The sequence below is a fragment of the Micromonospora sp. WMMB235 genome (assembly GCF_001855515.1).
In the GTDB taxonomy this organism is placed as follows: Bacteria; Actinomycetota; Actinomycetes; order Mycobacteriales; family Micromonosporaceae; genus Micromonospora; species Micromonospora aurantiaca.
Genome location: NZ_MDRX01000001.1, coordinates 4,483,430 through 4,498,922, shown reverse-complemented (window position 1 = coordinate 4,498,922; position 15,493 = coordinate 4,483,430). Strand labels below are relative to the sequence as shown.

The 15,493-nt window shown below is 74.2% G+C and carries 14 protein-coding genes; 9 read left to right on the top strand and 5 right to left on the bottom strand.

Annotated features, from left to right (window positions below; genetic code table 11):
• Positions 1-62: 62 nt before the first annotated feature.
• A complete protein-coding gene (locus BFV98_RS19735; RefSeq protein WP_071097374.1) occupies positions 63-1,265 on the bottom strand; it encodes a DUF4192 domain-containing protein in 1,203 nt (400 codons plus the stop codon).
• A 152-nt stretch (positions 1,266-1,417) separates the two neighbouring features.
• Between BFV98_RS19735 and BFV98_RS19730 the strand changes: the two genes are divergently transcribed.
• The 5 genes from BFV98_RS19730 (at position 1,418) to BFV98_RS19710 (ending at position 8,153) form a co-directional block, all read left to right on the top strand.
• Positions 1,418-2,332, top strand: a complete 915-nt coding sequence (locus BFV98_RS19730) for a fructosamine kinase family protein (protein ID WP_013477505.1) — start codon at positions 1,418-1,420, stop codon at positions 2,330-2,332.
• Entirely contained in the window at positions 2,329-3,342 is a 1,014-nt protein-coding gene (gene moaA / locus BFV98_RS19725; RefSeq protein ID WP_013477506.1) for a GTP 3',8-cyclase MoaA, read from the top strand. Before BFV98_RS19730 ends, moaA begins: the two co-directional genes overlap by 4 nt.
• 2 nt (positions 3,343-3,344) lie before the next feature.
• Positions 3,345-3,590 carry a MoaD/ThiS family protein gene (locus tag BFV98_RS19720; RefSeq protein WP_013289332.1) on the top strand — a complete coding sequence of 82 codons (246 nt, stop codon included), beginning with the start codon at positions 3,345-3,347 and terminating at the stop codon, positions 3,588-3,590.
• A gap of 20 nt (positions 3,591-3,610) precedes the next feature.
• Entirely contained in the window at positions 3,611-4,873 is a 1,263-nt protein-coding gene (locus BFV98_RS19715) for a metallophosphoesterase (RefSeq protein ID WP_369830067.1), read from the top strand.
• A 94-nt stretch (positions 4,874-4,967) separates the two neighbouring features.
• A complete protein-coding gene (locus tag BFV98_RS19710) occupies positions 4,968-8,153 on the top strand; it encodes a UvrD-helicase domain-containing protein (protein ID WP_071097371.1) in 3,186 nt (1,061 codons plus the stop codon).
• Between the two features lie 31 nt (positions 8,154-8,184).
• On the opposite strand, the gene BFV98_RS19705 is transcribed toward BFV98_RS19710, so the two are convergent.
• On the bottom strand, positions 8,185-8,820 hold the full coding sequence (locus BFV98_RS19705; protein ID WP_071097369.1) for an A24 family peptidase: 636 nt from the start codon (positions 8,818-8,820) through the stop codon (positions 8,185-8,187).
• Between the two features lie 11 nt (positions 8,821-8,831).
• The gene (locus BFV98_RS19700; protein WP_232236626.1) at positions 8,832-9,839 is read right to left on the bottom strand and encodes an EamA family transporter; all 1,008 of its coding nucleotides are present in this window, start codon (positions 9,837-9,839) and stop codon (positions 8,832-8,834) included.
• 85 nt (positions 9,840-9,924) lie between these two features.
• Between BFV98_RS19700 and BFV98_RS19695 the strand changes: the two genes are divergently transcribed.
• On the top strand, positions 9,925-10,758 hold the full coding sequence (locus BFV98_RS19695; RefSeq protein ID WP_030269511.1) for a hypothetical protein: 834 nt from the start codon (positions 9,925-9,927) through the stop codon (positions 10,756-10,758).
• A gap of 143 nt (positions 10,759-10,901) precedes the next feature.
• Positions 10,902-12,137: an ATP-binding protein gene (locus tag BFV98_RS19690; protein WP_041784376.1), complete on the top strand. Its 1,236-nt coding sequence runs from the start codon at positions 10,902-10,904 to the stop codon at positions 12,135-12,137.
• 57 nt (positions 12,138-12,194) lie between these two features.
• Here the strand turns inward: BFV98_RS19690 and BFV98_RS19685 are convergent, their stop codons facing one another.
• Positions 12,195-12,740 (bottom strand): GNAT family N-acetyltransferase, encoded by a 546-nt coding sequence (locus tag BFV98_RS19685; protein ID WP_013289339.1) that lies wholly within the window; start codon positions 12,738-12,740, stop codon positions 12,195-12,197.
• 135 nt (positions 12,741-12,875) lie between these two features.
• On the opposite strand from BFV98_RS19685, the gene BFV98_RS19680 reads away from it, so the two are divergent.
• Together BFV98_RS19680 and BFV98_RS19675 are read left to right on the top strand one after the other, a co-directional pair.
• A complete protein-coding gene (locus BFV98_RS19680; RefSeq protein ID WP_071097367.1) occupies positions 12,876-13,421 on the top strand; it encodes a DoxX family protein in 546 nt (181 codons plus the stop codon).
• A gap of 207 nt (positions 13,422-13,628) precedes the next feature.
• Positions 13,629-15,053 carry a glycosyltransferase 87 family protein gene (locus BFV98_RS19675; protein ID WP_013289341.1) on the top strand — a complete coding sequence of 475 codons (1,425 nt, stop codon included), beginning with the start codon at positions 13,629-13,631 and terminating at the stop codon, positions 15,051-15,053.
• Positions 15,054-15,057: 4 nt separating this feature from the next.
• On the opposite strand, the gene BFV98_RS19670 is transcribed toward BFV98_RS19675, so the two are convergent.
• The gene (locus tag BFV98_RS19670) at positions 15,058-15,483 is read right to left on the bottom strand and encodes a molybdenum cofactor biosynthesis protein MoaE (protein WP_176921779.1); all 426 of its coding nucleotides are present in this window, start codon (positions 15,481-15,483) and stop codon (positions 15,058-15,060) included.
• Between the last annotated feature and the right edge of the window lie 10 nt (positions 15,484-15,493).

Sequence of the window (15,493 nt, the reverse complement as noted above, 5' to 3'; positions counted from 1 at the left end):
CTCACCGGCGTGGCGGCCGCCGGCGGCCCGGTAGGCGGATGACCGCCCGGCAGGGTGACCACTCATCGGCGTGGCCTGCGTCGGCGGCGCCGCAGCACCGCGCCGTCGCCGGAACCGGGCCACCCGTCCAGTGCCGACGGGGCGACTCCCCGCCGGAGCGCCTCGTCGAGCAGCACCGCGAGCGAGTAGCCGGGGTGGGCGGACAACACCCGTTCCAGGGCGACAGCGGCAAGTGCCCCGTGCCCCGATCGCCACGCGGCGAACGCCAGCAGACAGCCCGGCGCGGCGATCAGGTCCGGCTCGGCGCGTCGCAGCACGTCCGTCCAGAGGCTGATGTCCTCGTCCCGGCCGTCGGTGCGGGACCAGGCGTGATCGCGTACCGCGACGTGGGTGAGGAGCACTGTCAGCCAGGCCATCTCGTCGTCGTCCAGCCGCTCACCACGCCGCTGCCGGCGGAAGGCCGCTCGCACCGCGGCCGTGCCCGCCGTCCGCACGGCCCGCGGCTCCCCACCTGATCCGGCACCACCTGCCGGCGCCTGGGACTTGCCGCCCGACCCGGGCCCGCCAACCGGGACCGACGACTCCCCCTCCGGCCCAGCACCGTCCGCCGGAACCGGCGGCTCCGCACCCGCCCTCGAACTGTCGGCTGGCAAGCCTCCGGCCGGGCTCCCCGACGACGGCGTGGACGGCCGTCCGGTGAGCGCGGCCAGGCGGAGGCGTGCTCGACCGGTGGCCCGGCGCATGGCGAGCCGGACCGGCCCGTCGAGCGGGGACACCTGCGCCGCGAGCGCAGCCCGGTCGGGCAGCGCGACCTGACCGGCGAACACAGCCGCCGCGCTGACCTGGCTGGCGGCCGGGTCGTACGGGGTGCCCTCGGGCGGGCAGCAGGACGGCTCGACGCAGAGGTACGAGAACCAGCGGCCCTCGGTGACCCGCAGCGCGTCGAGCACGACCAGCCCGGCGGCGGTCAGCGCGTCGCCGATCGCGTCGACGACGCCCGTCACCCGGGCGGCCGGACCGTAGCCGACGACTGTGGCGGCGTCGGCGTCCTGCCGGGCCACCACCTGCGCCAGGTGCCGGGCCGCCGGGCCGGGGTCGGCGCCCGGTGCGGGCAGGTCGCCACGGGCGGCGAAGACGACGCGGCGGCCGCGTACCGCGACCACCACCACGCTGTCGGCGGGATGGAAGCCGAGCAGGTAGGGCACGGCCGCGACCATGTCGGCCGGCGAGCGGACGGAGAGGCGCGCTGGCTCGGTGGAGTTCATGCCGGGAGCGTGGGCGGTCGCGCGTCACCGCGTCCGCCCCTGTGGACGACACGCGGTCCGTCCACAGATACGGAGCGTATCGGTCCAGGTCAGCGGCGATCGGCGGTGCCGCCCGGCACACGGATGTCCGGGGTAACCGCTACCTTGCGCACATGGACCTGGCGTACCTGCGGGCACACCCGGAGCACCTGCCGACCTTCCTGACCCACCAGCGGATCCGGGAGACCCCGGTCTCCGGCGGTGACATCTGCGCCGCCTCCCGGCTCACTCTCGACGACGGGCACTCGGTGTTCGCCAAGACCTGGCCGGAACGGGCGGCGCGTCCGCTGCCGGAGGGCTTCTTCGCCGCCGAGGCGGCCGGGCTGCGCTGGCTGCGCGAGGCCGGCCCGGTGCCCGTACCGGATGTGCTCGTCGCGTTGCCCGACCTGCTGGCGCTCGACTGGGTGGAGCCCGGCGAGCCGACGCCGGAGGCCGCGGAGGCGTTCGGCCGCGATCTGGCCGGGCTGCACCGCGCCGGGGCGCCCGCGTTCGGCGCGGACTGGCCGGGGTTCATCGGCGCGCTGCCGCAGGACAACACGCCCGACCCCGGTCCCTGGCCGGACTGGTTCGCCCGGCGCCGCCTGCTGCCCTACCTGCGCATGTCGGTCGACGGCGGCGCGCTCGACGGCGCCGGGGCGGCGCTCGTCGAGCAGGTCGTCGAGCGGATCGGCGAGTTCGGCGGTGACGAGCAGCCGGCCCGGCTGCACGGCGATCTCTGGCCCGGCAACCTGCTCTGGGGCGCCGACGGCCGGGTCTGGCTGGTCGACCCGGCCGCGCACGGCGGCCACCGCGAGACCGACCTGGCCCAGCTCGCGCTGTTCGGCGGTCCGCCGCACCTGGACCGGATCACGGCCGCCTACCGGGAGGCGTGGCCGCTCGCCGACGGGTGGCGGGAACGTGTACCGCTGCACCAGTTGCATCTGCTGCTCGTGCACACCGCGATCTTCGGCGCGGCGTACGCGGACGCGGTCCGCTCCACCGCCCGTGCCGCCCTCCGGGGGCCCGACCGCGCTACGGTCGAGGGATGAGCGCCCCCCGGACGGCCGACGGCGTCCTCGCCGACCGGTACGGCCGTGTCGCCCGGGACCTACGGGTCTCGCTCACCGACAAGTGCAACCTGCGCTGCACCTACTGCATGCCGGCGGAGGGCCTGCCCTGGCTGGCCAATCCGCAGCTGCTCACCGACGACGAGATCATCCGGCTGGTGGGTGTCGCGGTCTCCCGGCTCGGCATCACCGAGGTGCGCTTCACCGGCGGCGAGCCGCTGATCAGGCCGGGCCTGCCGGGCATCGTGGCCGCGGTCGCCGCGCTCACGCCCCGGCCGCGCATCTCGCTGACCACGAACGGCATCGGTCTGGCCCGCATGGCGCCGGCGCTGCGTGCCGCCGGGCTGGATCGCGTCAACGTCTCCCTCGACACGCTGGACCGGGACCGGTTCACCGCGCTGACCCGCCGCGACCGGCTCGCCGACGTGCTCGCCGGGCTGGCCGGGGCCGCGGAAGCCGGGCTGACCCCAGTGAAGATCAACTCGGTGCTCATGCGCGGCACGAACGACGACGAGGCGCCCGCGCTGCTCCGGTTCGCGCTCGCGCACGGCTACGAGCTGCGGTTCATCGAGCAGATGCCGCTCGACGCCCAGCACGGCTGGGACCGCTCGACCATGGTCACCGCCGACGAGATCCTGGCCTCCCTGCACGCCGCGTTCGCGCTGACGCCGGACCCGTCCGAGCGCGGTGCGGCACCGGCCGAGACGTGGCTGGTGGACGGCGGGCCGGCCCGGGTCGGGGTGATCGCCAGCGTGACCCGGCCGTTCTGCGGCGACTGCGACCGCACCCGGCTCACCGCCGACGGCCAGGTGCGCAACTGCCTGTTCGCCACCGAGGAGTCGGACCTGCGCGGCGCGTTGCGCGACGGCGCGGACGACGAGGAGCTGGCTCGCCGCTGGCGCGCCGCGATGTGGGCCAAGCGGGCCGGGCACGGCATCGACGACCCGACGTTCCTCCAGCCCGCGCGCTCGATGTCGGCGATCGGAGGCTGAGGGTGGAGCTCACGGTCCGCTACTTCGCCGGGGCCCGCGCGGCCGCGGGACGATCCGAGGAGACCGCATCCGCCGGCCGGTCCCTGGACGAACTCCTCGATGACCTGGCCGCCCGGCACGGCGAACGCCTCGCGGTGGTGCTGAAGGCGGCGAGTTTCCTGGTCGACGGCGTGGCCTGTCATGATCGACGGGCACTGTTGCCGGCCGGGGTGACGGTGGACGTGCTGCCGCCCTTCGCGGGCGGCTGAGGGGGGCACACGTGCTGGCCATGGCGACATTCCTGGGCTTCGTCGTGCTCGTGATCGGCCTGATCCACTTCTACCTGTGGAAGCGGCTGGTCCGGGACACCACGCGCCCCGGGCGGTGGCGCCGGGCCGGTGGCGTGACGATCGCGGCGCTGGCGGTGCTCGTGCCGGTGACCATGGCCGGCACGCGCAACGGCTGGTACTGGCTGGCCTGGCCCGGCTACCTCTGGGTCGCGCTCATGTTCTACCTGCTGGTGCTGCTGCTTGTGCTGGAGGTGCCGACCGCTGTGGTCCGGCTCGTGCTGCGTCGGCGGGCCCGCTCGGCGGTCGCCGCCGGCCCGGAGCCCGAGCCCGCGCTCGTGGGCGCGGCGACGGCGGACGGTCCGACGCCGCCGCCGGTCGACCCCACCGACGCGCCGCCGGCCGGCACCCACGCGCCGGACCACGACCCCTCCCGGCGGCTGCTGCTCGCGCGCGGGGCGGCGATCTTCGCCGGGCTCACCGCCGCCGGTGTCACCGGCTACGGCGTCCGCACCGCGATGGGTCCGCCGCAGCTCGACCGGGTGCAGATCCCGCTGGCCAAGCTGCCCCGCAGCATGGACGGACTGCGTATCGCCACCGTCTCCGACATCCACATCGGGCCGTTGCGCGGCCGGGCGCACACCGAGCGGATCGTCGCGATGATCAATCGGATGGACGCCGACCTGGTCGCCGTGGTCGGTGACCTGGTCGACGGCACGGTGGCCGAACTGGGCGAGGCCGCCGAGCCGCTGCGCGACCTGCGGTCCCGGTACGGGAGCTTCTTCGTGACCGGCAACCACGAGTACTACTCGGGCGTCGAGGAGTGGGTCCGCGAGGTCGACCGGCTCGGCCTGCGCGTGCTCCAGAACGAGCGGCAGGAGATCCAGGCCCGGGGCGGCGTGCTGGACCTCGCCGGGGTGAACGACGTGAGCGCCGCCGGCACCGGGGTGGCCGCGCCCGCCGACTACGCCGCCGCTCTCGGCGACCGCGACCCGAGCCGGCCGGTGGTGTTGCTGGCGCACCAGCCGGTGGCCGCGCAGGAGGCGGCGAAGTTCGGCGTCGACCTCCAGCTCTCCGGGCACACGCACGGCGGCCAGATGGTGCCGTTCAACCTGGCGGTGAAGCTCGAACAGCCGGTGGTCTCCGGTCTCGGCGAGGTCGACGGCACGAAGGTCTACGTCACGAACGGCGCCGGCTTCTGGGGCCCGCCGGTGCGGGTGGGCGCGCCTCCCCAGGTGACGCTCGTCGAGCTGCGCGCTCAATAGCGTGCATGGGCCGCCGAGTCCAGCACCGCATTGCTCAGGTCACCCGTACGCGTGGCGACGGGCGGGCGGGGGACCGGACGTGACAGGATGCGGCGTGCCTCCGTTCAGCGCCGCACCCCCCGGTGGCCTCCCGCCGTACGTCGCGGATCTGCACATCCACTCGAAGTACTCCCGCGCGTGCAGCCGCGACCTGACCCTGCCGAACCTGGCCTGGTGGGCCCGGCGCAAGGGCATCGGCGTGCTCGGCACCGGCGACTTCACCCATCCCGCCTGGTACGACCACCTGCGCGAGACGCTGCACCCGGCCGAGCCGGGCCTGTACCGGCTCTCACCCGAGGCGGAACGGGACGTCGCCCGGCGGCTGCCGCCCCGGCTGGCCAGTGAGGCGGAGGCCGACCCGGTCCGGTACATGCTGAGCGTGGAGATCTCCACGATCTACAAGCGCGACGACCGGACGCGCAAGGTGCACCACCTGATCTACCTGCCGGACCTGGACGCGGTGGCCCGGTTCAACACCGCGCTGGGCCGGATCGGCAACCTCGGCTCGGACGGCCGGCCGATCCTCGGGCTGGACTCCCGCGACCTGCTGGAGATCACGCTGGAGGCGAGCCCGGACGGCTACCTGGTGCCCGCGCACATCTGGACGCCCTGGTTCTCCGCGCTCGGCTCGAAGTCCGGCTTCGACGCGATCGCCGACTGCTACGCCGACCTGGCCGAGCACATCTTCGCGGTGGAAACCGGCCTGTCGTCCGACCCGGAGATGAACTGGCGGGTCGGCAGCCTGGACCGCTACCAGCTGGTGTCGAACTCGGACGCGCACTCGCCGCCCGCGCTGGCCCGGGAGGCCACGGTCCTCACCGCCGCCCGCGACTACTTCGCCATCCGCGAGGCGTTGCGGACCGGCGACGGGCTCGCGGGCACCGTCGAGTTCTTCCCGGAGGAGGGCAAGTACCACGCCGACGGGCACCGGCTGTGCGGCGTGAACTGGTCCCCGGAGCGGACCCGCGAGGCGGGCGGACGCTGCCCGGAGTGCGGCAAGCCGCTGACTGTGGGCGTACTCAGCCGGGTCGAGGAGCTGGCGGACCGCGCGGCGGGGCACCGGCCGGCGCACGCCCGCGAGGTGACCCATCTGGTGCCGCTGGCCGAGATCCTGGGCGAGCTGAACCGGGTCGGCGCGCGGTCGAAGAAGGTCGAGGGCAAGCTCAACGAGCTGATCGCCGCGCTCGGACCGGAGCTGGAGATCCTCACGCGTACCCCGATCGAGGAGATCGGCCGCGTCGGCGGCGAGCTGCTCGCGGAGGGCATCGGCCGGCTGCGCCGCGGCGACGTGCGCCGGGTGCCGGGCTACGACGGGGAGTACGGCGTGATCACGCTGTTCGACCCGGCGGAACTGGGCGCCGGGGGTGCCCGGGCCGGGCAGGAGACGCTGTTCGACGTACCGGTGCCCGCGCAGCGGCGGCCGGCGGAGTCGGCGCCGAAACCGAAGGCCAAGCGCCCGGCGGCGGCCCGGCCGGAACCGAAGCGGACGCCGACGCCAGCGCCCCCGATCGCGCCGCCGCCGTCTCCGCACGAGCCGTTCGAGCCGATGCTCGCCGGGATGGAGGAGGTCGGCACCGGCCTGCTGGACCGGCTGGACGCGATGCAGCGGGTGGCCGCGTCGGCGCCGGGTGGCCCGCTGCTGATCGTGGCCGGTCCGGGCACCGGCAAGACCCGCACGCTCACCCACCGGATCGCGTACCTGTGCGCGGAGCTGAACGTCTTCCCCGATCAGTGCCTGGCGATCACGTTCACCCGGCGGGCGGCCGAGGAGCTGCGGCACCGGCTGGACGGGCTGCTCGGCCCGGTCGCCGAGGACGTCACGGTGGGTACGTTCCACTCGCTCGGCCTGACCGTGCTGCGGGAGAACGCGACGGCGGCCGGGCTGCCGGCGGACTTCCGGATCGCCGACGAGGCGGACCGGGCGGCGGCGCGCGCCGAGGCCGGTGACGACGACGAGCGGTACGTGGCACTGCTGCGCAAGCGGGACCTGGTCGACCTGGACGAGCTGCTGACGCTGCCGGTGGCCCTGCTGAAGGGTGACCGGAAGCTGGTCCGCGAGTACCGCGAGCGGTGGAAGTGGATCTTCGTCGACGAGTACCAGGACGTCGACGCGGTGCAGTACGAGCTGCTGCGGCTGCTCAGCCCGCCGGACGGCAACCTGTGCGCGATCGGTGACCCGGACCAGGCGATCTACTCGTTCCGGGGCGCCGACGTGGGCTACTTCCTGCGGTTCTCGCAGGACTTCACCGACGCGCGGCTGGTCCGGCTGAACCGCAACTACCGCTCCTCGGCGCCGATCCTGGCCGCCGCCGTACAGGCCATCGCGCCGTCGTCGCTGGTGCGCGGCCGGCGTCTCGACCCGGCCCGGCTCGACCCGGAGGCGCCGCTGGTCGGCCGGTACGCGGCGAGTTCCGCCTACGACGAGGCCGACTTCGTGGTCCGTACCGTGGACGAGCTGGTCGGCGGCCTGTCCCACCGCTCGCTCGACTCGGGTCGGATCGACGGGCGGACCACCTCGCTGTCCTTCTCCGACATCGCGGTGCTCTACCGGACCGACGCGCAGGCCGCACCGATCGTGGACGCGCTGGCCCGGGCGAACATCCCGGTGCAGAAGCGCTCGCACGACCGGCTGCGCGACCGTCCCGGCGTGCCCGCAATCGCCCGCGAGCTGCGCCACGCCGGTCTGGACGGTTCGCTCGCGGCCCGGGTGCGGCAGGCCGGGCAGATCCTGGCCGAGCGCTTCGCCGTGCCCACGCTCGACGGTTCCGGCGCGGTACGCCCCGAGGACGTCCGCACGGCGGTGGACCTGCTCACCCCGCTGGCCCGACGCTGCGGCGACGACCTCGACCTGTTCCTCAACCAGCTCGCCACCGGCGCGGAGGTGGACGCGCTCGACCCGCGCGCCGAGGCGGTCACGCTGCTCACGCTGCACGCCGCGAAGGGTCTGGAGTTCCCGGTGGTGTTCCTGGTCGGCGCCGAGGACGGGCTGCTGCCGCTGCGCTGGCCCGGATCCGAGCCGGACGACGACGCGGTGGCCGAGGAGCGCCGGCTGTTCTTCGTCGGGCTGACCCGGGCACAGGACCGGCTCTACGTGAGCCACGCGGGCCGCCGCGCCCGGCACGGTGCGGAACGCGACACCCGCCCGTCGCCGTTCCTCGACGTGATCGACCCGGCGCTGTTCGAGCGTCTGGACGCGACCGAGCCCCGCCGTCCGAAGGACCACCAGCTCCGTCTGATCTGACCGCCTGCGGCGCCCGGGCCGAGCGCGCAGGTCAGCCGAGGACGGCGGCGAGCCACGCGCCGCCGAGCAGCGCCGGGCCGAACGGCACCGGCGTGTCCCGGCGTATCCGGCCGGCGGCGAGCAGGACCAGCACCGTGACTCCGGCGAGCACGTGCGGCAGGAGCAGCCAGAGCCGCAGCGCCGGCCAGCCGAGCCAGCCCAGCGGCAGCCCGAGCGCGGCGGCGAGCTTCACGTCGCCGAAGCCGAGCCGGGCGCGGGGCAGCAGCGCCAGCAGCGCGTACCCGATGAAGGAGAGCGTGGCCCCGGCCACCGCGACGGCCAGGTGGCGCGGTTCGCCGGTCGTCGCTGTGGCAGCGGCCGGTCCGAGCCCGCCGCCGAGCGCGACCAGGCCGACGAGCGGGTCGGGCAGCCGCAGCGCGGTCAGGTCGGTGACCACGAGGACCAACCCGGTGGCGGCGACCGGCAGCAGCGCGGCCAGCGCCGGATCGGCGCCCCGGGCGGCGGCGAGCCCGCCGAACACCACGGCGCCGACGAGGGCGAGCACACTCCGGTTCGGAGTTCGGACCCGGCCGCCGGTGTCGGGAACGAAGGACCGCCCGGCCGGGACCGCCGCCCACCCGGCCGCCGCGCCCAGCAGCGCGATCCCCGTCACCAGCAGCGCCGACACGGGCCGGGACGCTACCGCCCGGCCGGCTCCCCGGCCGTCCCGTCGACGGCTGGTGGCGGGGACCGGCGGGGACGCTCGGTGCTCACCACCACCGCCACGCCGACCACGATGACCGCACCGCCCATCAGCACCTGCGAGGTGATCGGTTCCGCGACGAACAAGGCGCCGAGTGCCACCGCGACCACCGGGTTCACGTACGCGTACGTGGAGACCAGCGAGATCGGCGCGTGGGCGAGCAGCCAGACGTACGCGGTGAAGGCGACCAGCGAACCGGCCACCATCAGGTAGGCCATCGCCGCCCAGGACCGTCCGGTCACGTCCGCGAAGGAGAAGCCGCGCAGCTCACCTCGGGCCACGCCGACGAGCGCGAGCACCGCAGCGCCGGCGACCATCTCGTAGACGGTGGCCACGAACGGGTCGGCGGGCATCCGGATCTTCCCGGACAGGTACGAGCCGACCGACCAGCTCGCCGCCGCGGCGACCACTGTCAGCGCGCCTGCCACCGGCACGCCGTCCACCCCGTCGCGGGGCAGCACGAGCAGGACGAGGCCGGCGAAGCCGAGTGCCACTCCGAGGAACGTCCACGGTCGCGGCCGGTCCCCACCTGCCGTCCGCAGCAGGACCACGAGCAGCGGCACGGTGGCGACGAGCAGCGCCGCCACCCCGGACGGTACGGCGGTCCCGGCCGGGCCGGACTCGGCGAGCACCACCAGGCCGTTGCCGCCGGCGAGCAGCAGCACACCGACGAGCGCGGCGGAGCCGACGCGGCGTGCGGGCACCCGCAACGCGCCGGGTCCACGTCGCAGGCGCAGCACCACGGCGAGCACCACCGCGGCGGCGGCGAACCGCATCGCCGCGGAGATCAGTGGCGGCAGGGACTCGACAGCGACCCGGATGCCCAGGTAGGTCGAGCCCCAGAGCAGGTAGACCAGCACGAGTGCGGTCCAGATCAGCGCGGTGCGGGCCGGCGGCGTCGCGGAATCGACAACGTTCGTCGCACTCGTGGGGCGTGAGCTCATCGTGGGACCACGCTACGGTGACCACGGCGTCGGCGTCCCCAGTTGGTGGCCGGCCTCTCAGCACTGGCGTACGCAGGAGGCGTTCATGTCGAACTTCGGTCCACCGGGCGGCGGCTCTCCCGAGCCCTGGGGACGGCCCGACGACGGCTACGCCCCGCAGCCCGATCCCCGCTACGCCCCGCCGGGCGACCCGCGTTACGCCCCGCAGCCCGACCCGCAGTACGGCCCGCCGACCCAGCAGTACGGCCCCGCCGACCGGTACGGCCCGCCCGCCCAGCAGTACGGTTCCGGCGACCGCTACGGCCCGCCGGCCGATCAGTACGGGCCGCCGACGCAGCGCTACGAGCCGGGACCGGCCTGGTCACCCGGGCCGCCGCAGCAGGGCCACCCGGGTGACCCCTATGCCGGGCCGCCGTACGGCGGCGGGCAGCCGCCGTACGCCGAGCCGACGCCGCCGAAGCGCGGGAAGGGCCCGCTGCTGGTGGTGGTGATCGTGCTGGCCGTGCTGCTGCTGGGCGGCGCCGGAGCGTACTGGATGCTGGGCCGGGACGAGCAGAGCCCGACCGGCGGCACGACAGCTGCCACCGAGCCGGCCGCGGATCCGACCGGCGAGGCCGCGCCGCCGAGCGAACCGGCCGACACGACGCCCACGACGGCGGCCCCGGCCTCGTCGACCGATCCGCGTTTCGTCAAGGCGGGCCAGTGCGTCGCCAACGAAGGTGGCGGCGGCCAGCCGAAGCTGGTGATCGCCGACTGCGCCCCGAAGACGTACGAGGTGCTGCGCCGCATCGACGGCGCGACGAGCGGCAAGAAGGACGCGGAGGCGAAGTGCGGGAAGGTGGCCGGTTACACCGACTGGTACTTCTTCGACAGTGAGCTGGACACGCTCGACTTCGTGCTCTGCCTGAAGCGCCGCTGACCCTGTCCGCCTGTCGGTAACCAAAACTAGGGCTGTCTAGCGTGGATGCTAGACAGCCCTAGTTTTGCATCGAGGCCGACACGCGGTAGCCGCCTCTATGCGCATCTAGCCTGGTCGCTAGAGAACCCGATACTGTGCGATTCGTGGATCCGGTCCGCAACCCGTACGCACCGGGCGCCGGCCAGCGCCCGCCCGAACTCGCCGGGCGGGGGCGGGAACTGGACGTCTTCGACGTGGTGCTGGAACGGATCGCCCGCGGTCGCCCCGAACGCAGCCTGATGCTCACCGGCCTGCGGGGAGTCGGCAAGACGGTCCTGCTCAACACGCTGCGCTCCGAGGCGATCAACCACCTCTGGGGCACCGGCAAGATCGAGGCCCGGCCGGACCAGTCGCTGCGCCGCCCGATCGCCGCCGCGCTGCACATGGCCGTCCGCGAACTGGCGCCCCGGCACCGCGCCCCGGACCGGATCGACGCGTTCCTCGGCGTCCTCAAGGCGTTCGCGCAACGCTCCACCCCCACCGGGCGGGGCGGCGCGGCACCCAAGCTGCGCGACCGCTGGCAGCCCGGCATCGACGTACCGGCGAGCAGCGGGCGCGCCGACTCCGGCGACATCGAGATCGACCTGGTCGAACTGCTCAGCGACGCGGCGGCGGTCGCCACCGACGTCGGCACCGGCATCGCGATCTTCATCGACGAGATGCAGGACGTCGGCGCCGAGGACGTCTCCGCGCTCTGCGCCGCCTGCCACGAGCTGTCCCAGCTCGGCGCGCCGCTCATCGTCGTGGGCGCGGGCCTGCCGCACCTGCCGGCCGTGCTCAGCGCCGCCAAGTCGTACTCCGAGCGGCTCTACCGCTACCAGCGCATCGACCGGCTCGACCGGATCGCCGCCGACCAGGCGCTCTGCGCGCCGGCCGAGCGGGAGGAGGTCGAGTACGAGCAGAAAGCGCTCGACCTGCTCTACGAGAAGTCGGGTGGCTATCCCTACTTCGTCCAGGCGTACGGGAAGGCCACCTGGGACCACGCACCCCGCTCCCCGATCACCGCGGCGGACGTCCGGGTCGCCGCGCCCGAGGCGGAGGCCGAACTGGCGGTGGGGTTCTTCGGCTCCCGGTTCGAGCGGGCCACGCCTGCCGAACGCGAGTACATGCGCGCGATGGCCACGCTGGCGCTGGTGGACGGCGAGGAGGGCGGCCGGGACGACATGGACGCGGCGGTGCCGACCGCCGAGATCGCCCGCGCGCTCGGCCGCAAACCGGCCAGCCTCTCCCCGGCGCGTGATGCGCTGATCAAGAAGGGGCTGATCTACTCCGGCGAGCGGGGGACTGTGGCGTTCACAGTGCCGCACTTCGGCCGCTACCTGCGTACCCAGCCCGCCTGACGGCTCAGGCCGCTCGGGCCGCGCGGTCTCAGGCCGCTCGGCCGCGATCCGGACCGCTCAGACCCGCGACCACGGTGGCGGGAAGACCACCTCGCCGGACGGCGGTGACGGCTCTCCGCTCGCCGACGGCGGCAGCACCAGCGCCTGCCACGGCTCCCCCAGCCCGGACCAGGGACTGGTCAGGCCCAGCCGGTCCGCCGGGCCGAACCCGAACCGCCGGTAGTAGGCCGGGTCGCCCAGCACCACCACCAGCCGCTCGCCCAGCTCGGTCGCGGCGTCCAGTGCCGCCTGCACCGCCGCCGTGCCGTGCCCCAGCCGCTGCCGGTGCCGCGCCACCGCCACCGGACCCAGGGCCAGCGCCGGCCAGGTGCCGCGTTCGGTGCGTACGCCGACGCGCGTGAGCAGCGCGTACGCCACCACCTCGCCGCCGTACTCGGCGACCATGGCCAGCTCCGGGATCCACGCCGGGCTGTGCCGCAGCTCCTCGACCAGGCCGACCTCCGGTGGGGTGGCCACGTCGGGGCGGGCGAAGGCGGCGGCCAGCACCCGGGCCACCGGCGCCTCGTCGGCGGGGCCCTCGGGGCGCAGTCGCAGCGTCGTCACCCGCGCGACCTTACCGAACGCAACCGGTCCATCCGCGACGGTCGCTGAAATCGATACCGTTCGGACGTCCACGTCGGCCGATACCTTTCGTGTGTTGCGGGGATGACGACGCCCCCGACGGGGTAAGACTGAGCCATGAAGCCCGTGCGCTCCCTCGCCCGAGTCATGTTGAGCGGCATCTTCGTGGTCAGCGGCGCCCGCAACCTGCGCAACCCGGAACGCCTGGTGCAGGCCGCGGAACCGGTCACCGGGAAGGTCGCCCCGCTGATCCAGAACGTGCACCCCCGCATCCCCACCGACACGGTCTCGCTGATCCGGGCCAACGCCGCCACCCAGCTGGTCGGCGGCCTGATGCTCGCCACCGGCCGGTTCACCCGTCCGGCCGCGCTGGTGCTCGCGGGCACGCTCCTCCCGACCACCGCCGCCGGCCACGCCTTCTGGAACAACGACGACCCGGCCGCGCGCAACAACAACCAGATCCACTTCCTGAAGAACCTCGGCCTGCTCGGTGGCCTCCTCCTCGCCGCCGCCGACACCGAGGGCAAGCCGGGGCTGCGCTGGCGCGCCGGCCACCGGATCGACCACTCTCGCCGGTCGGTCAAGCGCGCGGTCCGCACGGCACGCCGCGAGACGAAGATCGCCGTACGCTCCGCGGCGACCGCCCGCCGCATGCCTGGCTGACCAGGCACTCTGTACGGCCTACCACCCCCCGCAAGGCCACCAATCACCTGAACCGTCCGAGACCCGTTAACGCGGTGGAAATGTCAAAAACACGTGTGGGATCGGACACGGTCGCGTAACGCGGGAGGCAGCAACGTGAGGCGCCGTTCTAGGCTCCGTTCTGGACCTGGACGGGTACGACGACCTTGGTACGGGGGTGGCCACGCCATGCCGACGACAGTCGGTAGACGGACCAACCGCCTCGCCCCGACCTCCCGCGTCGACCGCCGGATCGTGGTGCGTCTCGGCGTCGTCGCCGCCGTGTCGTACGCCGCGTGGCTCGCCATCGGCGCCTTCGGACGGCCGTACAACTTCTTCGACATGAAGATCTACCACGGCGCGGTGCTGTGGTGGGCCGGCGGCAACGAGCTGTACGACTTCGTCGCGCCCTCGACCACGCTGGGCTTCACCTACCCCCCGTTCGCCGCCCTGGTCATGCTGCCGATGTCGTGGCTGCCGGTCGACGGCGCCGGCTTCGTCAACGCGCTCGCCAGCATCGGCGCGCTCGCCGTCGTCCTCGCGGCGCTGCTACGCCCCATCGTGGACCGGCTCGGCTGGCCGCTCTGGTTCACCGTCGGCATCGCCACCCCGCTCGCAGTCGCCATCGAGCCGTCCCGGGAGACGCTCGGCTACGGGCAGGTCAACCTGCTGCTGTTCGCGCTGATCATGGCGGACATGGTGGGCCTGCGCTGGCGGGCCAAGCGGGGCACCCACTACGAGACGGCCGATTCGCCGCTGGCCCGGTTCGTCTACAGCGGCGCCTGGGCCGGTGTGGGCATCGGGCTCGCCACAGCGGTCAAGCTCACCCCGGCGCTGTTCGTGGCCTATCTGATGCTCACCCGGCAGTGGCGGGCCGCGCTCACCGCTGTCGGCACCGCCATCGGCGTGACCATCGCTACGTTCGGTGTGCTCGGTGAGGAGTCCCGCGCGTACTTCGCCGACGTGCTCTGGCAGACCGAGCGGGTCGGCGCGGCGGACATGACCGCCAACCAGTCCCTCGCCGGTCTGCTGGCGCGCCTCTACGACTCGATCGAGACGCCCGGCCTGCTCTGGCTGGCGTTCTCGGTGCTCATCCTGGCGCTGGGCCTGTCCCGGGCGATGAGCGCCCGCGCCGACGGCGACGAGCTGACCGCGTTCACGCTGGTCGGGCTCACCGCCAACGTGATCAGCCCGATCTCCTGGTCGCACCACCTGATCTGGGTCATCCCGGCGATCATCGTGCTGGCCGACGCCGCGGTACGCCGCCGCGAAGCCAGCCGCGGCCTGCCCCCGCGCGGCACCGGCGGTCCCTCGGCCAACGGTGTGCCGGCACTGCGCCCGCCGATCTGGTACCCGACGCTGACCGGGCTCCGCCACGGCGTCGGCGCGCTCGGGCTCTACCTGCTGTTCCTGATCTCACCGATCTGGCCGTACGAGCACCAGCTCCCCGAGGTGTCCCACTACCAGGACGGCCTGTTCGGCGCGCTGATGGAGAACTCCCTGGCCATCGCGCTGATCGTGCTCGTCGCGGCGCTGCCGTGGCGTCCCGGCGCCGAGCCGGCGTTCTACCACGAGCGGCTGGGCCGCACCGCCGCGCTCGCCGCCCGGCGCTGAGCCCTCAGGGGCAGTTCACCCATTCCTCGGTGCCGTCGTCGAAGACCTGCCGCTTCCAGATCGGCAGCCGCGCCTTCACCTCGTCGACCAGCCGGGCGCAGGCGGCGAACGCGGCCGCGCGGTGCGCCGTGCTGACCGCCGCCACCAGTGCCACGTCACCGATCTCCAGCGGGCCGATCCGGTGCGACACCGCCACCGCGTACACCTGCGGGTCGGCCGCCACCTCGGCCGCCACCTCGCGCAGTACCGCCTCGGCGGTGGGGTGGCCCTCGTACTCCAGCCGGGTGACCGCCCGCCCGTGGTCGTGGTCGCGGACCACGCCCTGGAAGGACACCACCGCGCCGGCACGGCGGTCGGCGACCGCCGCCTCGTGCGCGGCCAGGTCGAGCGGCCGGTCGGTCACCGCGCCGAGCACCACGCCTGCTTCCACTGTCACGACG